This is a genomic window from Serratia sp. CY47444, assembly GCF_052168635.1.
In the GTDB taxonomy this organism is placed as follows: Bacteria; Pseudomonadota; Gammaproteobacteria; order Enterobacterales; family Enterobacteriaceae; genus Serratia; species Serratia bockelmannii.
Window position 1 is genome coordinate 293,910 of the sequence record NZ_JBJNMH010000002.1, and the last position, 18,650, is coordinate 312,559.

The 18,650-nt window shown below is 62.3% G+C and carries 24 protein-coding genes; 10 read left to right on the plus strand and 14 right to left on the minus strand.

The window, feature by feature from the left end:
- Together ACJ8IL_RS05605 and ACJ8IL_RS05610 are read right to left on the minus strand one after the other, a co-directional pair.
- Window positions 1-300 (minus strand): type II toxin-antitoxin system RelE/ParE family toxin, encoded by a 300-nt coding sequence (locus ACJ8IL_RS05605; protein ID WP_197780711.1) that lies wholly within the window; start codon window positions 298-300, stop codon window positions 1-3.
- Entirely contained in the window at window positions 285-548 is a 264-nt protein-coding gene (locus tag ACJ8IL_RS05610; protein WP_004939442.1) for a type II toxin-antitoxin system ParD family antitoxin, read from the minus strand. Before ACJ8IL_RS05610 ends, ACJ8IL_RS05605 begins: the two co-directional genes overlap by 16 nt.
- 134 nt (window positions 549-682) lie before the next feature.
- On the opposite strand from ACJ8IL_RS05610, the gene ACJ8IL_RS05615 reads away from it, so the two are divergent.
- Window positions 683-1,195, plus strand: a complete 513-nt coding sequence (locus ACJ8IL_RS05615; RefSeq protein ID WP_197825086.1) for a DUF2165 family protein — start codon at window positions 683-685, stop codon at window positions 1,193-1,195.
- A gap of 22 nt (window positions 1,196-1,217) precedes the next feature.
- Here the strand turns inward: ACJ8IL_RS05615 and ACJ8IL_RS05620 are convergent, their stop codons facing one another.
- The 5 genes from ACJ8IL_RS05620 to ACJ8IL_RS05640 all read right to left on the minus strand — a co-directional run bounded on the left by ACJ8IL_RS05620 (window position 1,218) and on the right by ACJ8IL_RS05640 (window position 4,272).
- A complete protein-coding gene (locus ACJ8IL_RS05620) occupies window positions 1,218-1,730 on the minus strand; it encodes a GNAT family N-acetyltransferase (protein ID WP_442516391.1) in 513 nt (170 codons plus the stop codon).
- 24 nt (window positions 1,731-1,754) lie between these two features.
- A complete protein-coding gene (locus ACJ8IL_RS05625; protein WP_028127915.1) occupies window positions 1,755-2,060 on the minus strand; it encodes a type II toxin-antitoxin system RelE/ParE family toxin in 306 nt (101 codons plus the stop codon).
- 1 nt (window position 2,061) lies between these two features.
- The gene (locus tag ACJ8IL_RS05630; RefSeq protein ID WP_016928576.1) at window positions 2,062-2,322 is read right to left on the minus strand and encodes a type II toxin-antitoxin system Phd/YefM family antitoxin; all 261 of its coding nucleotides are present in this window, start codon (window positions 2,320-2,322) and stop codon (window positions 2,062-2,064) included.
- A gap of 68 nt (window positions 2,323-2,390) precedes the next feature.
- Window positions 2,391-3,626 carry an FAD-dependent oxidoreductase gene (locus tag ACJ8IL_RS05635; RefSeq protein ID WP_442516392.1) on the minus strand — a complete coding sequence of 412 codons (1,236 nt, stop codon included), beginning with the start codon at window positions 3,624-3,626 and terminating at the stop codon, window positions 2,391-2,393.
- 76 nt (window positions 3,627-3,702) lie between these two features.
- Window positions 3,703-4,272, minus strand: coding sequence for a DUF4865 family protein (locus ACJ8IL_RS05640; protein ID WP_147822956.1), 570 nt, complete (start codon window positions 4,270-4,272; stop codon window positions 3,703-3,705).
- A gap of 105 nt (window positions 4,273-4,377) precedes the next feature.
- Here ACJ8IL_RS05640 and ACJ8IL_RS05645 point away from each other — a divergent pair, with 105 nt between their 5' ends.
- Window positions 4,378-5,247, plus strand: a complete 870-nt coding sequence (locus ACJ8IL_RS05645) for a LysR substrate-binding domain-containing protein (protein WP_442516393.1) — start codon at window positions 4,378-4,380, stop codon at window positions 5,245-5,247.
- Here the strand turns inward: ACJ8IL_RS05645 and sseA are convergent.
- On the minus strand, window positions 5,244-6,089 hold the full coding sequence (gene sseA / locus ACJ8IL_RS05650; RefSeq protein ID WP_043136964.1) for a 3-mercaptopyruvate sulfurtransferase: 846 nt from the start codon (window positions 6,087-6,089) through the stop codon (window positions 5,244-5,246). The genes ACJ8IL_RS05645 and sseA overlap by 4 nt on opposite strands.
- Before the next feature lie 106 nt (window positions 6,090-6,195).
- On the opposite strand from sseA, the gene ACJ8IL_RS05655 reads away from it, so the two are divergent.
- Window positions 6,196-6,618 carry an NUDIX hydrolase gene (locus tag ACJ8IL_RS05655; RefSeq protein WP_049203903.1) on the plus strand — a complete coding sequence of 141 codons (423 nt, stop codon included), beginning with the start codon at window positions 6,196-6,198 and terminating at the stop codon, window positions 6,616-6,618.
- Between the two features lie 10 nt (window positions 6,619-6,628).
- Here the strand turns inward: ACJ8IL_RS05655 and ACJ8IL_RS05660 are convergent, their stop codons facing one another.
- The 3 genes from ACJ8IL_RS05660 to ACJ8IL_RS05670 form a co-directional block, all read right to left on the minus strand.
- On the minus strand, window positions 6,629-7,294 hold the full coding sequence (locus tag ACJ8IL_RS05660) for an epimerase (RefSeq protein ID WP_197758617.1): 666 nt from the start codon (window positions 7,292-7,294) through the stop codon (window positions 6,629-6,631).
- Window positions 7,291-8,316 carry an AraC family transcriptional regulator gene (locus ACJ8IL_RS05665; protein ID WP_127146420.1) on the minus strand — a complete coding sequence of 342 codons (1,026 nt, stop codon included), beginning with the start codon at window positions 8,314-8,316 and terminating at the stop codon, window positions 7,291-7,293. Before ACJ8IL_RS05665 ends, ACJ8IL_RS05660 begins: the two co-directional genes overlap by 4 nt.
- A gap of 81 nt (window positions 8,317-8,397) precedes the next feature.
- Complete coding sequence (locus tag ACJ8IL_RS05670; protein WP_025302033.1) at window positions 8,398-9,834, minus strand: aminotransferase-like domain-containing protein; 1,437 nt, start codon at window positions 9,832-9,834, stop codon at window positions 8,398-8,400.
- Window positions 9,835-10,014: 180 nt separating this feature from the next.
- On the opposite strand from ACJ8IL_RS05670, the gene ACJ8IL_RS05675 reads away from it, so the two are divergent.
- The 3 genes from ACJ8IL_RS05675 to ACJ8IL_RS05685 all read left to right on the plus strand — a co-directional run bounded on the left by ACJ8IL_RS05675 (window position 10,015) and on the right by ACJ8IL_RS05685 (window position 12,195).
- On the plus strand, window positions 10,015-10,197 hold the full coding sequence (locus ACJ8IL_RS05675) for a DUF1127 domain-containing protein (protein ID WP_016928567.1): 183 nt from the start codon (window positions 10,015-10,017) through the stop codon (window positions 10,195-10,197).
- Window positions 10,198-10,212: 15 nt separating this feature from the next.
- Window positions 10,213-10,836: a glutathione S-transferase family protein gene (locus tag ACJ8IL_RS05680; RefSeq protein WP_025302034.1), complete on the plus strand. Its 624-nt coding sequence runs from the start codon at window positions 10,213-10,215 to the stop codon at window positions 10,834-10,836.
- Between the two features lie 228 nt (window positions 10,837-11,064).
- Entirely contained in the window at window positions 11,065-12,195 is a 1,131-nt protein-coding gene (locus ACJ8IL_RS05685) for a Gfo/Idh/MocA family protein (RefSeq protein WP_049203906.1), read from the plus strand.
- A 101-nt stretch (window positions 12,196-12,296) separates the two neighbouring features.
- On the opposite strand, the gene ACJ8IL_RS05690 is transcribed toward ACJ8IL_RS05685, so the two are convergent.
- From ACJ8IL_RS05690 to ACJ8IL_RS05700, 3 genes are read right to left on the minus strand one after another with little or no spacing between them, the layout of a single operon-like run.
- On the minus strand, window positions 12,297-14,168 hold the full coding sequence (locus ACJ8IL_RS05690) for an amidohydrolase (RefSeq protein WP_442516394.1): 1,872 nt from the start codon (window positions 14,166-14,168) through the stop codon (window positions 12,297-12,299).
- Between the two features lie 21 nt (window positions 14,169-14,189).
- Window positions 14,190-14,735 (minus strand): antibiotic biosynthesis monooxygenase, encoded by a 546-nt coding sequence (locus ACJ8IL_RS05695; protein ID WP_049295237.1) that lies wholly within the window; start codon window positions 14,733-14,735, stop codon window positions 14,190-14,192.
- 48 nt (window positions 14,736-14,783) lie between these two features.
- Window positions 14,784-15,428: a hydrolase gene (locus ACJ8IL_RS05700; RefSeq protein ID WP_004939390.1), complete on the minus strand. Its 645-nt coding sequence runs from the start codon at window positions 15,426-15,428 to the stop codon at window positions 14,784-14,786.
- 140 nt (window positions 15,429-15,568) lie between these two features.
- On the opposite strand from ACJ8IL_RS05700, the gene ACJ8IL_RS05705 reads away from it, so the two are divergent.
- The 4 genes from ACJ8IL_RS05705 to ACJ8IL_RS05720 all read left to right on the plus strand — a co-directional run bounded on the left by ACJ8IL_RS05705 (window position 15,569) and on the right by ACJ8IL_RS05720 (window position 18,634).
- Window positions 15,569-16,480 (plus strand): LysR substrate-binding domain-containing protein, encoded by a 912-nt coding sequence (locus tag ACJ8IL_RS05705; protein ID WP_025302038.1) that lies wholly within the window; start codon window positions 15,569-15,571, stop codon window positions 16,478-16,480.
- A 41-nt stretch (window positions 16,481-16,521) separates the two neighbouring features.
- Window positions 16,522-16,896, plus strand: coding sequence for a cell envelope integrity protein TolA (locus ACJ8IL_RS05710; protein ID WP_442516395.1), 375 nt, complete (start codon window positions 16,522-16,524; stop codon window positions 16,894-16,896).
- Window positions 16,897-17,036: 140 nt separating this feature from the next.
- Window positions 17,037-17,513, plus strand: a complete 477-nt coding sequence (locus ACJ8IL_RS05715) for an OsmC family protein (protein WP_033642352.1) — start codon at window positions 17,037-17,039, stop codon at window positions 17,511-17,513.
- An 89-nt stretch (window positions 17,514-17,602) separates the two neighbouring features.
- Entirely contained in the window at window positions 17,603-18,634 is a 1,032-nt protein-coding gene (locus ACJ8IL_RS05720) for a fatty acid desaturase (protein WP_442516396.1), read from the plus strand.
- Window positions 18,635-18,650: the final 16 nt, after the last annotated feature.

An 18,650-nucleotide genomic window follows, 5' to 3' on the forward strand; every position in this document is an offset into this window, starting at 1 on the left:
TCAGCTGAAAAAGGATTGGCTGAGCGGATCGCGGGAATGATGCAGCACTCTGATGATATTCACCTCCCGCCTGTGCTGTCGAAAATAAATCAGGTGGTTGGCGACGGGCAATACCCATAGGCCGGGGCTGATTGCATCGATGTTTCTGCCGAGTTGGTGGTGGCTAAGGTTATCGAAAGCCTGATGCAGGCGGCGCAGATAATCTTCGGCCACCTGCAAGCCAAAGTGCGCCAACCCGTAAAAATAGATCTCTTCCATATCGTCCAACGCTTTTGGACGAACGGTTACTCTCCTGCGCATCCTTTTGCTTTGCTCCGTATTCTTTCCATGAACACATCACGATCCCATTCGACGGCTTCGCCGCTGTTCTCTCCTTCGGCGATCAAGCGCCTAAGCTCTTCCAGTTTTGAGGCGGCGGTACGTTCGCGCAAAGTGCGCACGGATTCGCGGATGACTTCGCTGGGCGTTCGGTAATCGCCGCTGGCCACCAGGTCTTCGACGAAGCTACGCAGTTCGTCACCCAGATCTACCGTTAGTGTTCTGCCCATTGTTCCTCCTCACTTTCGGCTATGCTGCGTCATTGTAAGATTAGTTCTTACATTGTGCACGTCAAACTATCAGGATCTCAATAGCGGTCCCGTCATGAGGACGGGAGCCACCCGTTTATTCATTAAGGATAACCATGAACGAAATCACTGTGTCACGCCTCGGTTGCATCGTCCTGTCTCTGTTTCCGGCTCTGTGGGGGCTGTTCAGCCTGTTGAACAATACGGCGGATTTCGCCGGCACCGCGCGCAATGCGGTGGGGCCGCTGCTTGCCATGCAGGATACTTATCAAACGCCGGGGCTGATGTGGCGCGCGATCCGCGCCGACTGGGCCTGCATGTTGGGGTTGGCGGTCATCACCACGCTGGAAACGCTGGCCGGCCTATTCGCGGCCGCGGGCGTGGTGCTGATGATCGGGCGATTGAAAGGCCCTTACGCCGCCTTCGCCAAGGGCAAAGCCTGGGCGATGCTGGGGGCGCTTTGCGCGATAACGGTGTGGGGCGTCGGCTTTATGGTGGTCGCCGGCGACTGGTTTATGGCCTGGCAGGCCAAGAAGGATCCGCTGGCGGTGCAGCTGGGGGCGCTGATCTACCTGGCGCCCAATGCGTTTGCCTTGCTGTTCCTGGTGCTGCAGCGGGAGCCGCGCTAAACGACGGCGGAGCGGGGCGCGGTTACAGCGCCTTGCTCATATACCAGATGCCTATCGAGCCCTGGGCGCTGGTGTAGCAGGTCTCGCCACAAATGCTCAATCCCTGGCGCTGATAAAAGCGTTGGGCGCCGGTGTTGCGTTGCAGCACCTCCAGCCACAGCGTCTTTTGCCGGCGCTCGATGGCCCGCTGTTGCACCTGTTCGAACAGGCGCTGGCCATAGCCATTGCCGGCATGGCCCGGCAGGAAATAGATTTTCTGCAGCTCTGCGCCACGGGTTTGCGTTGGCGCCAGCAGGCTGTCGACGTTGAGCCGCGCATAGCCGACGAGGGCGTCATTCTCATAGGCCAACAGCCAGCACACGTCGGGATCGCGCAGCGTCTGTTCCAGCGCGGAGACGGAAAAATCCTCGGCCAAAAAGGCCTCCAGCTCGTGCGGGTAGCGCCACAGCTCACCGAAGTGGGCGCGGTAGGTGCGGATGCCGATATCGCGCACTTGCGTTAAATCTTCCAGCAATGCCTGACGAACGGTGAACATCAGTGCCCCTTTGAGTAAGAAAAATTACAGCCGTTGTTCCAGATGCCGGTGAGGCACCATCGCCTGATGCAGAATGGCGAGAACGGTGATGCCGGCAGGGCGGTTGCGGTAGTAGATCCTATGGCTGGCGTAAGGAAAACTGCGTATCTCTTCGCCCAGATCGTGGAAGTGAGCTTTACCCGCTTCCGGCATATCTGCCAAATGATGCATGACCTCTCTCAACTGCTCAAGATAGCGGCGAGATTGCGCTTGGCCCCAGTGCTCGATGGTGAAATGACGAATAGCCAGCAGATCTTGTTGGGCCTGCGGGGTGAGGCGAAACGCGGGCATCTCAGTCTGTTTCATCGGTGAGCAGACGGTTGAAGAAGGCATCGCCGTCTACCGCCTTACCGGCGTCTTCCTCGGCGGTAGCCTGCGCGATTTTTTGCTGCAGTGCGCTTAATTTGAGATCTTCCAGCGCCTGGTAATCTTCTACAGACATGACGACGGCGACCGGTTTGCCGTTGCGATTGATTTGCACCGGTTCACGCTGCGCCTTGAGCAGCAAATCGCCGAATTGGGTTTTGGCCTCGTTCGCGGTGAGTGCGTACATTTAATCGCTCCAGTTAATTAAATCGTTCGATTTAACCATTATACGGCGCGATGAAAAAATCACCAATGCTATTCCGGCGGGCAGGTTTCGTTGGACAGATGCCGCGGCGTTTCACGGCGAAAACCCAGGCCGATGATGCGGCCGAACAGGCGCGGCAGCCAGCGGCTGTTGCCGACGCGGGCGATCAAGCGCGAGCCGCCCGCCGCGCGGCGTTCGCCCGGCTTGCGCTGGCTCATTTTGATCTGCAAAAACTGGATGGCGCGAGTGGGGAGTTCGCGCCGGCGCTGCACGCTCAGCAGATGCTTCAGCTGCAGCCGATGCTGGCGCAGCGGCGGGATCAGGGCGTTGGCGGCGGCCACCGCGTCCTGAATCGCCAGGTTGACGCCCACGCCGCCGATCGGCGACATGGCGTGCGCGGCGTCGCCGATGCACAGCACCCCCGGTTTGGCCCAGCGATCCAGACGATCGATGCGAATGCTCAGCAGTTTGACCTGATCCCACTCGACGATCTCCTGCAGGCGATCGTCCTGGAACGGCGCCACCTCGGCGAGGTGCAGTAAAAATTTCTCCAGCCTGCTGTGGCGGATCGCATCGAAGCTGCCTTTGTCGATCGAGTAACCGCACTGCCAGTAGTCGCCGCGATCGATCATGATGAAGTTCTGTTTCGGCCCGGTGTGGCCCATCGACCAGGCCGGATCGCCCGGCTGCTTGCTGAGCTTCATCCACAATACGTCGCGCGGCGCGCCGAAGGATCGGCTGCTGAGCGCCGCCTGTTCGCGCACCACCGAGTTGCGGCCGTCGGTACCGACCACCAACTGGCTGCGCACGCGGATCGGGCCTTCCGGCGTGTCGGCCAGCACGCCGCACACATGGCCGCGGTCGTACAGCAGCTGGTGAACCTGCGTTGAGGCCAGCAGCCTGAAGTTGGGGAAGGCGGCGGCCTGCTGGGCCAAAAAGTTGAGGAACTCCCACTGCGGCATAAAGGCGATAAATTTGCAGCGCGTCGGCAGGCGGGTGAAATCCGCCAGCTTGATGTCGCGTCCGGCGACTTCGGCGTGCAGAGATTCCGCGCGCTGATGCGGCAGCGTCAGCAGTTCGTCGAGCAGGCCCAGTTGATGCATGACTTCCAGCGTCGACGGGTGAATGGTGTCACCGCGAAAATCGCGCAGGAAATCGGCGTGCTTCTCCAGCACCGTCACGTCGATCCCCGCCCGCGCCAGCAGATAGCCGAGCATCAGCCCGGCGGGGCCGCCTCCCACGATGCAGCAGGTGGTGGCGTAAGGTGTGATCGGTGATGACGACATGGCGGTTGACCCCGGAGAGCGGCCCGCATCCCGCGAGCCGCAAGTGAATGTTTAATGTTGATAATGATTATCAATATCAAGTTTGGCTGTCAACCCGCGGCGCAGTGTGGTCAAAGGGGGCAGACAGATGGCCGACGCGGAACAGTTGGCCGTTTTGCGGCCCTGCCTGCGGGGGTTCACGCCAGACATCCAGCCGCACTAACCGCCACTCGGCGGGATCGAACGCCACGATGGAGGCTAGCGCACCGGGCGCCACCTGCTGTTGGCGCCGCAGCGCAGGCAGATCGCTGTAGGGGGCGATAACCTGCTCCTGACAGGTCGCCCAGGCGGCCTCGGCCAAATGAGGGCGATCGAAATGCGTCAGCCACGGCAGCCAGTGATTGACGCGCGGCCAGCCGAACGCCTGACTGAGGCCCCTGAAACCTTCGCCGGTCAGGAAGTCGCTCATGCCGGCGCTGCTGTTCCACAGGTAGAAGGGGGCGTAGAGATTCTCGGCGCTGCCTTCGCTGCGCTGTGCGTACAAATAGGCTTTGACGATCAGCTGCGGGCAGGCGTCGAGCCGATGGCCGACATCGGCGATGCGGCGGCGGACGATCGCCATGTCGTAATCGGCGGGCAGGGTGAAACGGTATTGCATCGCGAGCATAAGGATTCTCCGGAAAGACATTGACCCGGAGAGCGTGACACGCCATCTTTATCAGTAAAATCGGTATTATTTTGATTGATGGTTCAAAAAATCAGGACGGTCAGCATGGGGCGAATAACGTTCGATCTCGAGGATTTGCGCAGCTTCGTCACCGGCGTCGAGCTGGGCAGCTTCGCCAAGGCGGCTGAACGGCTGGGGCGTTCGACGTCGGCGGTCAGCGCCCACCTGAAAAAGCTGGAACAGCAGGTCGGCGCGCCGATCCTGCGCAAGGCTGGGCGCGGCATGGTGATGACCGAGGCGGGGGAAACCCTGCTCGGCTACGCGCGCCGTCTGCTGGAGCTCAATGACGAAGCCGCCGCCGCGGTGCGCGGGTTGGATCTGCAGGGCACGGTGCGGCTGGGGTTGCAGGAGGATTTCGGCGAGACGTTTCTGCCGCAGGTGTTGGGCAGCTTCGCGCGCGCCAATCCGAAGGTGCGCATCGAGGCGCGCATCGCCCGCAATGCCGAGCTGATCGACTGGGTGCTGAAAGGCCAGCTGGATCTGTCGCTGGCGTGGGATGGCGGTTTGAGCACGCCGTTTCATCAGGCGCTGGGGCAGCGGCAGATGCACTGGATCGCCTCGCCCGGCTTCGCGCTGGCGCCGTGGCGAGAAGGGGATGAGCCCTTGCCGTTGGTGATGTTCGACGCGCCCTGTCTGATGCGCAGCGCGGCGACGCAGGCGCTGGATCGCGCCGGTATTCCCTGGCGCATCGCCTTTACCAGCCGCAGCCTGAATGGCGTTTGGGCGGCGGTGAGCGCCGGGTTGGGCGTCACGGTGCGCACGGCGGCGGGCTTACCGCCCGGCCTGTCACCGCTGGCCCCCGATCTGCTGCCCGCTCTTGGCCAACTCGGCGTGGTGCTGCACCGCGCCGAGGATCAGCCTTCGGCCGCCGTGCAGCGGCTGGCGCAGATCGTGGTCGAGCGGATCGAAACCTAATCTTGGGCGATTGGCTGCTTGCCGCTCAGCTGGCCCCATTCGCTCCAGGCACCGTCATACAGCTTGACCTGCGGCGCGCCGAGCGACAACAAGCCAAACGCCAGCACCGCCGCCGTCACGCCGGAGCCGCAGCTGGTGATGATCGGGCCGTTGATGTCCACCCCCTTGTCGCTGAAGGTTTGGCGCAGTGCCTCCAGCGATTTGAAACGGCCGTTCTCCAGCAGCTCGCCGTACGGAATGTTGATGCTGCCCGGAATGTGACCGCGGTGCAGGCCGGGACGCGGCTCCGGCGCTTCGGCATGGAAACGCGGCGCGGCGCGCGCGTCGAGAATTTGCACCGGCGTGCCTAGCGCCTGTTCCACTTGCCGCATATCCACCACCGCGTCGGCGTTGAACCGGGCGTTGAACGTCTGCGGGGCAGGCTGCGCCGGGCCGGTTGCCAGCGCTTGCCCCAGCGCGGTCCAGCCGTTCAGCCCTTCGTCCAGTACGTAAACATGCTCGGCGCCGAAATTGCGGAAGGTCCACCAGCCGCGCGGTGCGGAGAACTGGTTGCCCTCGTCGTAAATCACCAGGGTATCGCGCTCGCTGATGCCCAGTTTGCCCACCGCCGCGCCAAACTCCGCCGCCGTCGGCAGCATGTGCGGCAGCGCGGTGTTTTTGTCCGCCACGTCGTCGATGTCGAAATAGACCGCGCCGGGGATATGGCCGCGTTCGAACTCGGCAAGCATGTCCTTTTTCGGCGTTAGCCCCACCGGCGACATCCGAACGTCGATCACCACCAGATTTTCATCGTTGATATGTTGCGCAAGCCATTGGGGAGTCACCAGAAACGGAGAGTTCATCGTTATTGTTCGCCTGTTGTGAAAACGGATTTTCACTATACACCAGGCCGCGCGGGGATGAAGTATGATGTTCGGTCAAAGGCGATGGGCCGGGAGCGGAGAAATCATGACGGACGAGGCGTTTGGCGGGGCCAAGATCGCGCTGCTGTGCGACGATCGCTTGCTGGTTTACCAACGGGACGACAAGCCGGGCATTCCATGGCCCGGTCAATGGGATCTGCCTGGCGGCGGGCGGGAAAACGGCGAAACGCCGCTGCAGTGCGTGCAGCGGGAAACGCAGGAAGAGTTCGGCGTGACGATCGCGGAATGTCAGGTTGTCTGGCGGCGGCGCTACGATGGCGTTCTGCCCGGCTCCCCGCCGACCTGGTTTATGGCCGGCGAGATCGCCCCGGCGCAGATCGCCGCCATTCGCTTTGGCGACGAAGGCCAGCGCTGGCGGATGATGCCGGTGGCGCAGTTTATTGAGCATCCGCAGGGCATCGAGCATCTGCGCCGCCGGGTGGCGGCGTATTGGCGGCGGCGCGGTTGATGACGGTATTTCAGCGCGTCGCCAGTTGATTGATCTGCGGCGGCTCCAGGATGCGCAAGGCGGTTTCCCGGCGCGCCACCGCCAGCATCGCCAGCCCGATTCGTTCGGTGCTGCTCACCTGCGAGGGAAACAGCCGCAATGCGCCGAGCCACAGCGGTTTGAACAGCCGATAAATCAGATCGTATGTACGGACTTTGGAGCGAATGCCGTGCAGCGGCACAATGGCGCCGGGGCGGAACATCACCGCGTGGAACGGCAGCGCCAGCAGCGCGTTTTCGGTGGCGCCCTTGACCCTGGCCCACATGCTGCGGCCGCGTTCGCTGCTGTCGGTGCCGACGCCGGAAACGTAGATGAAGACCATCGTCGGGTTCAGCGTCGCCAACGGGCGAGCCGCGGCCAGCGTCAGGTCGTAAGTTACCGAGCGATACTCGACTTCGCTCAGGCCGGCGGACGAAATCCCCAGACAGAAGAAACAGGCGTCGTAGCCGGCGAGCTGCGGCTCCAGCGCCGACAGGTCACGCAGGTCGGGCAGGGAGAGCTGGCGCAGTTTGGCGTGGCTCTGCGCCAACGGGCGCCGGCCGATGCTGAGCACTTCGCTGACCCGCGGATCGTGCAGGCATTCTCGCAGCGCGCCCTGGCCCACCATGCCGCTGGCGCCGAAGATAATCACTTTCATGCTCTGTCCTCCCGATGGTCGGCTGCACGCTGAGTGCGCCAGCGGCTGGGCGTCAGCGCTTCCCACTGAATAAAGGCGCGGCTGAACGAATTCAGCTCTTCGAATCCCAGCACAAAGGCAATTTCCCCAGGCTCAAGATCGGTATCCGCCAACAAGCGGCAGGCGGTGCGGTGGCGGGTTTTGTCCAGCAACTGCTGGTAGCTGTAGCCGTGCCGTTGCAGACGGCGCTGCAGCGTGCGCGGGCTGAGATAGAGCTCCGCGGCCACGCTGTTGACGCTGGGGCGCTGGCCGCGCATGCTGCGGCCGAGGATCGTCATCACCTGTGTGGGCAAGTCTTGCTCGGCGCGCGCTTCGGCCAACTCGGCCTCCAGCTCCGGCAGCAGCAGCGCCAACATGTCCTGGTCGTGGGTGATGAGCGGCTGCTGCATCAGCGCACGGTCAAATACCAGCACGTCCAGCGGCGCGTCGAATCGCACCGGGCAGCCGAAGTGGCGCAGCAGCGGTGAGTGGGGATCGCGACGGCGGGTCACCTCAAGCGCCTTGGGCTGCAGCGGTAAACCGGTGCCACGGCGGCACAGGGTGGTGATAGAGGCGAACATGGTGTCTATCAGCAATTCCGGCGTAGGGTCCTCGATCATCGTCCAACGCGTATGCAGCCGAACGCTGTCGCCATCTTCCTCCAGCATCAGTTCTTCCGGGCACACCAACCGTTTGTAGCGTGCGACTTTACGCAGGGCCTCGCCCATCGTGGCGGAATGCAGTGCGGCGACTGACGCGATATCGTAATGCTCCGGCGCGACGTCGCCGCCCAGCCGCAGACCAAAGGCGGGATCGTCGCTCAGTTGGGCGAGGGCGCGCCAGACGGCGAAGAACTGGTGGGTGGTCAACCGCACTTTTACGCGCCGCTCGCTGAGCAGCCCGGCGGGCAAACCGGCTAACTGACCGACCCGTTCGAGATCGACGCCTTGCGCCGCGAGGCGCACCGCCAACGCGTTGGAAACCGGAATTTGATCGCTGCTCATGGTTGTTGCCTGCCAGTGGTAAGAGAAGGCATTACTCTAAAACAGCCTGTCCGTGCGCCGATAATCCGATCGCGTCAAGATTTAATCCGATTGCGCCAAACTGTCGGTTGGCATCAGCGCCTGGATGGTGGCGCCGACCCGTTGTACCGCCTGTTCGATCTCCGTCGTCAGCGTCGGCGCATAGTTGATGCGCAGACAGTTGCGGTACTTGCCGGCGGCGGAAAAAATGCTGCCGACGGCGATTTGTACGCCTTGCTGCTCGAGATGGCGGTTTAGCCGCAGGGTATCGAACGCCTCGTCCAATTCGATCCACAGCATAAAACCGCCGCGCGGCCGGCTGACGCGGGTGCCGACCGGGAAGTGTTTCAGGATCAGATCGGTCATGCGATCGCGGTTCTGCTGGTAGCGGGCGCGCATGCGCCGCAGGTGCTGCAGATAGTGCCCGCTGCGGATAAATTCGGCGATCGCCAGCTGCGGCTGGGTGGCGGTGGCGCCGGAGCCGATGAACTTCATGTGTAGCACCCGCTCCAGATAGCGGCCGGGCGCGATCCAGCCCACGCGCAGCCCCGGCGCCAGCGTTTTGGAAAACGAGCTACACAGCAGCACGCGGCCGTCGTCGTCGAACGACTTGATGGTGCGCGGCCGCGGGTAGTGATAGGCGATGTCGCCGTAAACGTCATCCTCGATGATCGCCGCATCGTGGCGTTGCGCCAGCGTCAGCAGCCGCTGTTTATGGGCGTCGGGCATGATGTAGCCCAGCGGGTTGTTGCAGTTGGGCGTCAGCAGAATGGCCTTGATCGGCCACTGTTCAAGGGCCATCTCCAGCGCGGCCAGGCTGACGCCGGTGAGCGGATCGGTGGGGATTTCCAGCGCTTTGATGCCCAATCCCTTCAGCGTTTGCATGGTGCCGTGGAAGCAGGGGGAATCGACCGCCACGATGTCGCCGGGTTGGCAAACGGCGCGCAGCCCGGCGGAGATCGCTTCCTGGCAACCGGTGGTGATCAGCAACTGATCGGCACCGATATGGCAGCCGGAATCCAGCAGCAGACGAGCGACCTGTTCACGCAGCGCGGTCACGCCCTGAATGCTGTCGTAATAAAGGCTGCGCAGGTCGCCGTGGCGGGCGGCGTTGCGCAGGGCGACAATCAGCGGTTTCATCGTCGGCTCGGCGACGTCCGGCATGCCGCGCCCCAGTTGGATCAGGCCTTCGCGCGGCCGGTTGCGCACCAGCTCCAGCACCTGCTCCCATTGCGAAATGTCCACCGGCCGCTGCACCGGCGCCGTCATAGCGGGCAGCTCGGCCTGCGCGCGCCGCGTATGCACGAAGTAGCCCGACTTCGGCCGCGCTTCCACCAGGCGCTGTTCCTCGAGCAGCCGGTAGGCTTGCTGCACCGTGCTGATGCTGACGCCGTGCTCCTGGCTCAATGCGCGCACCGAAGGCAGGCGATGGCCGGCCGGATACAACCCTTGCTGAATGCGTTGGCTGAGAATGGCGGCCAGCGTGGCGTAGCGTGTCATACAGAGGCCTCTCATCGGCGGTAAGAATTAAAAAACCGGTACAGATGCTTTCAAAGTAAACCATTCAGTGGGTTTTTTGGTGCAGCTGTATGAAAAAAATAGCGCCAGCGTGAATCTGTATTGTTTTTCTCTCGGCGAGCATGATGACTGCAACGCGAAAACATCAGGGAGAATAACAAGATGGCTCTGTTTACTGGCGCGCCGCGGCGGCGCTCATTCGGTGGGTCACGCTGGCGTCTGTATCTGCAACGCTACAGGACGCGAAAAGAATTATTATTGCTGGACGATGCGCGGCTGATCGATATTGGTTTGTCGCGTGCAGAAGCGCTGCGTGAAGGATGTAAACCTTTCTGGAAAGAATAGATAAGAGGAAAACCGATGCTGAGAGTCTTGGGCAAGGCTTCATCAATCAACGTACGCAAAGTGTTATGGACCTGTCAGGAGCTGGGGCTGACGCTGGAACGGGAAGACTGGGGCAGCGGCTTTCGCTCCACGCAGGAGCCGGCGTTTCTGGCGCTGAATCCCAACGGCCTGGTGCCGGTGCTGATTGACGGCGAGCGGGTGCTGTGGGAGTCGAACACCATTTGCCGCTATCTGGTGGGGCGGGAAGGGCGCCGCGATCTGCTGCCGCAGGAACCCGGCGCGCGCGCGGCGGTGGAGATGTGGATGGACTGGCAGGCCACCGATCTGAACGGCGCCTGGCGCTATGTGTTCATGTCGCGCGTGCGCGGGCATGCGGATTACCAGGATGCCGCCAGCCTGGCCGCCGCCGAACGCGAGTGGAATCGGCTGATGGGGCTGCTGGACAGGCATTTGGCGCAGCACGGCCCTTATGCCGCCGGCGCCACCTTCACGCTGGCGGACGTGGTGCTGGGGCTGTCGCTGAACCGCTGGCTGATGACGCCGTTCGAGCGGCCGAATTATGCGGCGCTGGCGGCCTATCAGCAGCGCCTGCTGCAACGCCCTGGCTACGTGCAACACGGTGCCAACGGTTTACCGTAATATGAAATAAATGGTTCATTTTATCCCGTCCGGATACGACCAGCCGCGTCCGGGCTTTCCTCATTGCATCATCCCGTCAACGTTTCATGAACGGCATCACGAATATGAACTTTATTTTCCCGCGTGCTTGTTATTGAAATTTATATTCCATATAAACCCGTTATCAATCGGCGCGTTTCATTGAGCCGCGCCTGGTTCTACACAGAATTTCGGTCACGGGAGAAAATGATGAAACAGGTACGCGTTGGGTTAATCGGCACCGGTTATATCGGGCGTTGTCACGCTATCGCTTATGCGCAGGCCCCCACGGTATTTCCCCTTAAAGGGGATCTGGTGCTGGAGATGCTGGCGGAGGTGACGCCCGAGCTGGCGGCGCAGCGCGCGGCCGAGTTCGGCTTTGCGCGTTCGACCGGCGACTGGCGGCAGCTGGTGGCCGATCCGGCGATCGACGTGGTAGACATCTGCGCCCCTAATTTCTTGCACAAAGAGATGGCGCTGGCGGCGATCCGCCACGGCAAGCACGTATATTCGGAAAAACCGCTGGCGCTGGACGCCGCCGACGCGGCGGAGATGGTGCAGGCCGCCCGCGCCAAGGGCGTGAAAACGCTGGTCGGTTTCAACTACATGAAGAACCCGACCAGCCAGCTGGCGCGCGAGATCATCGCCAACGGCGAAATCGGCGAGGTGGTGCATTTTTACGGCACCCACAATGAGGATTACCTGGCCGACCCGCGCACGCCGATCGACTGGCACTGCCGCCGCGCCAGCGCCGGGCTGGGCGCGTTGGGGGATCTGGCGGCGCATATCGTCAATATGGCGCACTACCTGGTGGGCGATATCGTGGCGGTCTCTGGCGATATGCAGACCGTGATCAAGCAGCGCCCGGACCCGCAAGACCCGGCGCGCCTGCTGCCGGTGGAAAACGAAGATCAGGCCAGTGCACTGCTGCGTTTCGCCGGCGGGGCGATGGGCACGATCGAAACGTCGCGCATCGCCTGCGGGCGCAAGATGGGGCTGACCTATGTGGTCACCGGCACTAAAGGCACGCTGAGCTATACCCAGGAACGGATGGCGGAGCTGAAGCTGTATCGGCACGATGAACCGGTGGAGCGGCAGGGGTTCAAGACGCTGCTGGTGGGGCCGAAGCACCCGGACTACGCAGCATTCTGCATCAGCGCCGGGCACGGCATCGGCTTTAACGATCAGAAGACGGTGGAGATCCGCGATCTGGTCAACGGCATCGCCGCGGGCGATCGCATGTGGCCGGACTTTGAAGAGGGCTGGAAGGTGTCTTGCGTGCTGGATGCGATAGCCGCCTCCGCCGAGCAGCGGTGCTGGCTGGAGATCAACCGCGATTGACAATAAAATGGCGCTCTCCGCGGACAGCGCCATTAATTTGCTACTTTACTAACTTAGTATCTTATTAAGCTAGTTACGTAATAAGTTGCTGGGCTGGCAACTTAGAACGAGAAGCACGAACAGCCGAACGCGCCCCAGAAGGCATTCTCGTCCGACACCGGGATGCTGGAGCGGCGCGCAATGTCATGCTGATGCGCGTGTACGCCGCACGGGCCGCAGCATTGGTGCGCCTGGCTCACGACCCCGACGCGAGCTGCCGCCGGCGGCGGCGCGGAGCGGTAATGGCCCGGCACTTGGGTGACCGGTGACCACTCCGGCAGCACCGGCAGCGGCGGTGGCGCCAGCGGCGAGAAGCTGCCAGCGGCGTAGACCACTTTGCCATCCACCACCGTCATCACCGACTCGATGCCTTTGATCTGCTCTTCCGGCACGCTGAAATAGTCCTGCGACAGCACCGCCATATCCGCCAACTGACCGACCTTGATCTGGCCTTTCTTGCCCTGTTCGGTGGAGAACCAGGCGCTCCCTTGCGTCCACAGCATCAGCGCCGTTTCGCGATCCAGACGGGCGCTGTCGTCGTACATCGCCATGCCGCCGACGGTGCGGCCGGAGACCAGCCAGTACAGCGCCGTCCACGGGTTGTAGCTGGCGACGCGGGTGGCGTCGGTGCCCAGCCCGACCGGCAGCTCAGCCGCCAGCATTTTCGCTACCGGCGGCGTATGTTTGGTGGCTTCGATGCCGTACCTGTCGGCGAAATATTCGCCCTGGAACGCCATGCGATGCTGCACCGCAATGCCGCCGCCCAGCGCCTTGACCCGTTCGATATTGCGTTCGGTAATGGTTTCGGCGTGGTCGAATAGCCAGTGCAGCCCGTTGAACGGAATGTCGCGGTTCACCTTCTCGAACACGTCCAACATGCGGCTGATGGATTCGTCATAGGTGGCGTGCAGGCGGAACGGCCAGCGGTGCTCGACCAAATGGCGCACCACCCGCTCCAGCTCGTCTTCGGTGCCCGGCGGCAGATCCGGGCGCGGCTGCAGGAAGTCTTCGAAGTCGGCGGCGGAAAACACCAGCATCTCGCCGGCGCCGTTGTGGCGATAGAAATCGGTGCCCTGGCCCGGCTTGAGCATATCAGTCCACAGCTCGAAGTCTTCCAGTTCCTGCTTCGGCCGCTGGGTGAACAGGTTATAGGCGATGCGGATGGTCAGCTGCTTTTTCTCGTGCAGCTCGGCGATCACCTGATAATCCTCCGGGTAGTTCTGGAAACCGCCGCCGGCGTCGATGGCGCTGGTGAGGCCGAGGCGGTTCAGCTCACGCATGAACTGGCGGGTGGAGTTGACCTGCTGTTCCAGCGGCAGCTTCGGCCCTTTCGCCAGCGTGGCGTACAGGATCATGGCGTTGGGTTTGGCGATCAGCATGCCGGTCGGGTTGCCGTTGGCGTCGCGCTGGATCTCGCCGCCCGGTGGGTTCGGCGTGTCTTTGGTGTAGCCGACTACCTTCAGCGCCGCGCGGTTGAGCAGCGCGCGATCGTAGAGATGCAGAATAAATACCGGCGTGTCCGGCGCCGCCTGGTTGATTTCGTCCAGCGTTGGCATGCGGCGTTCGGCAAACTGGAATTCGGTCCAGCCGCCGACCACCCGCACCCATTGCGGGCTCGGCGTGCGCAGCGCCTGCTCTTTCAACATGCGCAGCGCGTCGGCCAGCGAAGGCACGCCTTCCCAGCGCAGCTCCAGGTTGTAGTTCAGGCCGCCGCGGATCAGGTGCAGGTGCGAGTCGTTCAGGCCCGGAATGGCGGTGTGGCCGTGCAGATCGATCACCTGGGTTTCCGGCCCGGCGTGTTGCATGACTTCGGCTTCGCTGCCGACCGCCAGAAACTTGCCGTCGCGGATGGCGACCGCCTGTGCGGTAGGATTTTGGCGATCGACGGTGTGAAACTTGCCGTTGGTGATGATCAATGAAGCGTGGTGGTTCATAACATTCTCCCGGCGAACCGCCTAGCGGCGGATCAGCCATTGATGAAAGACGCGAGTCACGATGGGCATCCACAGGTACACCACCAGGGCGACCACGGTGGCGTCATTGAGAAAATGGCCGAGCAGCGTGCCGTTCAACTGCGGCAGCGCCAGCCCCCAAAACCAGGGCACCAGATTGGTGGAAGGGAAGATCACCAGCAGGGTGATGATGAACTGCTTCCACTGGGGCGGCTGGCGCACGTTGGGATTGGGTGGGGTAAACCAGAACTCCGCGCCGGGGCGGATCTCGATATGGTCGTTCTCCAGCAACAGCGGAGTGACTTCTTCGATGTATTGCTTGCGCAGCGGCGAGTTGAGCCAGCGGTAGAGATTGTCGACATTGTCGAAGCGGACCAGCACCGTATAGGCCTGTTCGCTGTCGGATGGGCGGATGACGTTGACGCCCAGATGGCCGGTGAAGCCCGCGGCGTCCGGCATGATGCGGTTCAGCCAGGCCTCATAGGCCTGCTCGTTCCCCGGCGCCAAACGGTGGGTGATCACCAGCGTGACATGCTGCGGATGGGCCATAAAACCGACTCCTGAAAATACCCCGGCGCGGGGCCGGGGCAAGGGGAATTATTTCACCGTGCGCGCCGGTGCGTGGTGCACCATGGTGTAAGCGTAGTCGACGCCCATGCCGTAAGCGCCGCTGTGTTCGCGCACCAGCGCCATCACCGCGTCATAGGTGTCTTTGCGCGCCCAGTCGCGCTGGTACTCCAGCAGCACCTGCTGCCAGGTCACCGGCACGGCGCCGGCCTGCACCATGCGATCGATCGAACGCTCGTGCGCATCGACGGAGGTGCCGCCGGAGGTGTCGGTCACCACATACACTTCATAGCCGGCTTCCAGCGCCATCAGCGCAGGGAAGGTCAGGCACACTTCGGTCCACAGCGCGGAGATCACCAGCTTTTTGCGGCCGGTGGCTTCCACGGCTTTAACGAAGGCCGCGTCTTCCCAGGAGTTCATCGAGGTGCGTTCAATCGGGGTGATTTCAGGGTGTACCGCCAGCAGTTCCGGCCAGATATAGCCGCTGAAGCTTTCGGTTTCGACCGAGGTGAAAAGGGTAGGGACGTTGAAAATCTTGCCTGCCTTCGCCAAACCAACAACGTTGTTTTTCAGTTGCTGACGATCAATATTAGCCACGCCGAAGGCCATTTGTGGTTGATGATCGATAAAAATTAGTGCGGAATTGTCTTTATCAAGCAGTTGAAACTTGGACATAATTTACCTTCCCAGTGATATTTCGGTTGAACATCTGATGAGTGTAACGCCGATAAAACGCATGGTAGGCAGAGGGCGATTTCAAAGATACCGCAGAATTTTTGCCGACTTGTTGAGTTTTTTTATACACGGGAGAAAGCATGAGATTAAACCTGGAAGCGCTGCTGATTTTGGACGCGCTGGACCGGCACGGATCTTTCGCCGCCGCGGCCGCCGCACTGTTTAAAACCCCTTCGGCACTGAGCTATATGGTGCAAAAGCTCGAGAACGATCTTGACATCACCCTGCTCGATCGCTCCGGCCATCGGGCGAAGTTCACCGATACCGGCAAGCTGATGCTGGAAAAAGGGCGGGTGCTGCTGCGCGCGGCGCAGGATCTGGAACAGCAGGCGCGCTACGTGGAGAACGGCTGGGAAAGCGAGATCACGCTCGGGATCGACGCCTCCTTCCCGTTTGCCCGCCTGTTGCCGCTGATCGACGAGTTCTATCGGCAGCATCACCATACCCGGCTGCGTTTCAGCCACGAGGTGCTGGCCGGTTCCTGGGAGTCGCTGGTTTACGGCTGCGCCGACATTATCATCGGCGCCATTTGCGAGCCGCCGTCGCGGGTGGGCTATGCGTTCAGCCGCCTGGGGCAGCTGGATTACGTGTTCGCCGTCGCGCCGCAGCATCCGCTGGCGGCGCTGCCGGAACCGTTGCCGAAGGATGAGATCCGTCAGCACCGGGCGGTGGTGGTGCGCGATACCTCGCGCGTCAACGCGCCGCAGAGCCTGAACCTGCTGGAAGAACAGGATACGCTGACGGTCTTCGGCTTTGACGCCAAACTGCAGGCGCAGTTGGCCGGGCTGGGCTGTGGCTATCTGCCGCGCTCTCTGGCGGAACCTTACCTGAACAGCGGCGAACTGGTGGCGAAACGCGTTGAATCTGAGCGCTGCAGCGACGCTGCCTATTTCGGCTGGCGTGAAAGCGCCAGCGGCCTGGCGGCCAAGTGGTGGCGCGAGCGCCTGCAGCGTTACGCGGATGACGGTGAGGCTTACCCAGCGGCGCAGTAAGGGCGCTCGATAAAGATTAATCCCCAATAAGGACATCGGGAATGAAAAAGACACTAGGCCTGTTGGCGCTGTTACTGTTGAGCGGCTGCGGCGCGGGCGCCGGGCGTCAGGCCGGCACCCCGTTGCCGGGGCCGCAGGCCGAGGCGCAGACTGCGACGCCGCTCAGCTATCCGGTGCGGGTGCATAACGCGGTGAGCCGCGAGCTGCGTTTGCCGGAACACGCGCGCGGCCAACGCTGCACCATCAGCATACGGCTGCGGCCGGACGGCAAGCTGGTGAGCAGCAAGATCGTGAGGGGCGATGCGCCCCTGTGTGCGGCGGCCAGCGCGGCGGTGCAGCACGTGCAGTTTCCGCCGATGGCCAACGCCACCGAGTACGCGCTGTTCAACGCCGTGGTGCTCGATTTCGTTCCCTGAAGGGATGTGACCGACGGGCCGCCTGCGCGGCCCGTTTTTTCTCGTTTCGCCGTTTGCGTATTCACGCTTTTCCGCCAATAGTGTTCTCCGGGCATGCACCCAGACAATTTTTCATTGGCCGGCCAACGGGAGCAAAAGACATGAAAGGCGAGCATCATTATCAGGTCTCGGTGACCTGGCAGGGGAATCTGGGCGCAGGCACGGAAGATTATCGCGCTTATGGACGCGATCACCTGATCGGCGCCGTGGGCAAGGCAGATATCGCCGGCTCAGCCGATCCGGCCTTCCGCGGTGACGCGACGCGCTGGAATCCGGAGGATTTGCTGGTGGCATCGCTCAGCGCTTGCCACAAATTATGGTACCTGCATCTGTGCGCCACCTCGGGGATTTCGGTGCTGGCCTATCAGGACGATGCCGTGGGCGTGATGCGCGAAGACGCCGCGCGCGGCGGCTTTTTCACCTCGGTGACGCTGCGGCCGCAGGTCACGGTGCGCGATGGCGACGATCTGCAACTGGCGCAACAGCTGCATGAGAAGGCGCATCACCTGTGCTTTATCGCCAATTCGGTGAATTTCCCGGTGGCGTGCGAACCGCAGGCCGCGTACGCAACCCGCTGAATTTTCACTTAGCTTTGCCATTTTCGTTATTTTGAACGCCGCAACGGCTCACGGATACTGAGAGAAAATCTCTTACCGCGAGCCGCAGCATGTCCCACGCCCACTATTTGCACCCCGAACAGCGCGAACGAATCAGGCAGCTTTATCGGCGCCGGCATTGGCGGCTGGAGCTGCCCACCTGGGGGATCATGGCGGCGGTGTACGGCGGCTGGTTCGGCGTGGCGTATTCTTGGCAGGCGCTGGGCCCGTGGCTTGGCGCACCGCTGCTGATCCTCCTGACTACCTGGTACCTGTCGTTGCAACACGAGCTGATCCACGGCCACCCGACGCGCTGGCCGCGCGTCAATCAGCTGTTCGGCCTGTTGCCGCTGGCGGTGTGGTATCCCTATGGGCTGTATCGCGATTCGCATCTGCGCCACCACCGCAACGACCACCTGACCGATCCGCACGAAGATCCCGAAAGCTATTACTTCAGCGCCGCGCAGTGGCGGCGTTATCCCCGCCTGTTGCCGCTGTTGGCCGCCGTGCGCAATACGCTGATCGGCCGGGTGCTCCTCGGCCCGGCGCTGGATATTGCCGCGACCCTGGCCGGGGCGGTGAAAGCGCTCGCCGGAGGGGAGTGGCGCGCCTGGGCGAGGTGGTTAGCGCACCTGTCGCTGTTGGTGGTACTGCTGCACTGGTTGCAGATGCAGGGTATCGGCACGGCGTTTTACCTGTTGGCCATCAGCTATCCGGCGTTGGCGCTGACCAAGGTGAGATCGTTTTTTGAGCATCGCGCCGTGGACGCACCGCAGGCACGTTCTATTATTAATGAGGCGGGCTGGCCGTGGCGGCTGTTGTTTCTCAATTTGAACTACCATTTAGTGCATCACGATCTGCCCGGCCTGCCCTGGTATGGTTTGCGCGAAGTCTATCTGGCGGAGCGTGAGGCGTATCAGCGGCGCAGTCAGGGATTTGTCGCGCAAGGTTACGGCGAGTGGCTGCGCGATTACGCCCTGACGCCGATCGACGTCGGCGTGCATCCGTTGCACGCCGGTGAACCGCAGGGGGGAGGCGATGCCCTGCCGACGGAAAAATTTATTGCGCGCTGGAAGCGCGTTTCTCAGTATTTTCCAACCTAACTGGCCCATGAGCCGG

Bases quoted from the DNA above. Each gene is read 5' to 3' on its own strand.
- ACJ8IL_RS05605 (WP_197780711.1), bottom strand. From the start codon at position 300: ATGCGCAGGAGAGTAACCGTTCGTCCAAAAGCGTTGGACGATATGGAA.
- ACJ8IL_RS05610 (WP_004939442.1), bottom strand. From the start codon at position 548: ATGGGCAGAACACTAACGGTAGATCTGGGTGACGAACTGCGTAGCTTC.
- ACJ8IL_RS05615 (WP_197825086.1), top strand. From the start codon at position 683: ATGAACGAAATCACTGTGTCACGCCTCGGTTGCATCGTCCTGTCTCTG.
- ACJ8IL_RS05620 (WP_442516391.1), bottom strand. From the start codon at position 1,730: ATGTTCACCGTTCGTCAGGCATTGCTGGAAGATTTAACGCAAGTGCGC.
- ACJ8IL_RS05625 (WP_028127915.1), bottom strand. From the start codon at position 2,060: ATGCCCGCGTTTCGCCTCACCCCGCAGGCCCAACAAGATCTGCTGGCT.
- ACJ8IL_RS05630 (WP_016928576.1), bottom strand. From the start codon at position 2,322: ATGTACGCACTCACCGCGAACGAGGCCAAAACCCAATTCGGCGATTTG.
- ACJ8IL_RS05635 (WP_442516392.1), bottom strand. From the start codon at position 3,626: ATGTCGTCATCACCGATCACACCTTACGCCACCACCTGCTGCATCGTG.
- ACJ8IL_RS05640 (WP_147822956.1), bottom strand. From the start codon at position 4,272: ATGCTCGCGATGCAATACCGTTTCACCCTGCCCGCCGATTACGACATG.
- ACJ8IL_RS05645 (WP_442516393.1), top strand. From the start codon at position 4,378: ATGGGGCGAATAACGTTCGATCTCGAGGATTTGCGCAGCTTCGTCACC.
- sseA (WP_043136964.1), bottom strand. From the start codon at position 6,089: ATGAACTCTCCGTTTCTGGTGACTCCCCAATGGCTTGCGCAACATATC.
- ACJ8IL_RS05655 (WP_049203903.1), top strand. From the start codon at position 6,196: ATGACGGACGAGGCGTTTGGCGGGGCCAAGATCGCGCTGCTGTGCGAC.
- ACJ8IL_RS05660 (WP_197758617.1), bottom strand. From the start codon at position 7,294: ATGAAAGTGATTATCTTCGGCGCCAGCGGCATGGTGGGCCAGGGCGCG.
- ACJ8IL_RS05665 (WP_127146420.1), bottom strand. From the start codon at position 8,316: ATGAGCAGCGATCAAATTCCGGTTTCCAACGCGTTGGCGGTGCGCCTC.
- ACJ8IL_RS05670 (WP_025302033.1), bottom strand. From the start codon at position 9,834: ATGACACGCTACGCCACGCTGGCCGCCATTCTCAGCCAACGCATTCAG.
- ACJ8IL_RS05675 (WP_016928567.1), top strand. From the start codon at position 10,015: ATGGCTCTGTTTACTGGCGCGCCGCGGCGGCGCTCATTCGGTGGGTCA.
- ACJ8IL_RS05680 (WP_025302034.1), top strand. From the start codon at position 10,213: ATGCTGAGAGTCTTGGGCAAGGCTTCATCAATCAACGTACGCAAAGTG.
- ACJ8IL_RS05685 (WP_049203906.1), top strand. From the start codon at position 11,065: ATGAAACAGGTACGCGTTGGGTTAATCGGCACCGGTTATATCGGGCGT.
- ACJ8IL_RS05690 (WP_442516394.1), bottom strand. From the start codon at position 14,168: ATGAACCACCACGCTTCATTGATCATCACCAACGGCAAGTTTCACACC.
- ACJ8IL_RS05695 (WP_049295237.1), bottom strand. From the start codon at position 14,735: ATGGCCCATCCGCAGCATGTCACGCTGGTGATCACCCACCGTTTGGCG.
- ACJ8IL_RS05700 (WP_004939390.1), bottom strand. From the start codon at position 15,428: ATGTCCAAGTTTCAACTGCTTGATAAAGACAATTCCGCACTAATTTTT.
- ACJ8IL_RS05705 (WP_025302038.1), top strand. From the start codon at position 15,569: ATGAGATTAAACCTGGAAGCGCTGCTGATTTTGGACGCGCTGGACCGG.
- ACJ8IL_RS05710 (WP_442516395.1), top strand. From the start codon at position 16,522: ATGAAAAAGACACTAGGCCTGTTGGCGCTGTTACTGTTGAGCGGCTGC.
- ACJ8IL_RS05715 (WP_033642352.1), top strand. From the start codon at position 17,037: ATGAAAGGCGAGCATCATTATCAGGTCTCGGTGACCTGGCAGGGGAAT.
- ACJ8IL_RS05720 (WP_442516396.1), top strand. From the start codon at position 17,603: ATGTCCCACGCCCACTATTTGCACCCCGAACAGCGCGAACGAATCAGG.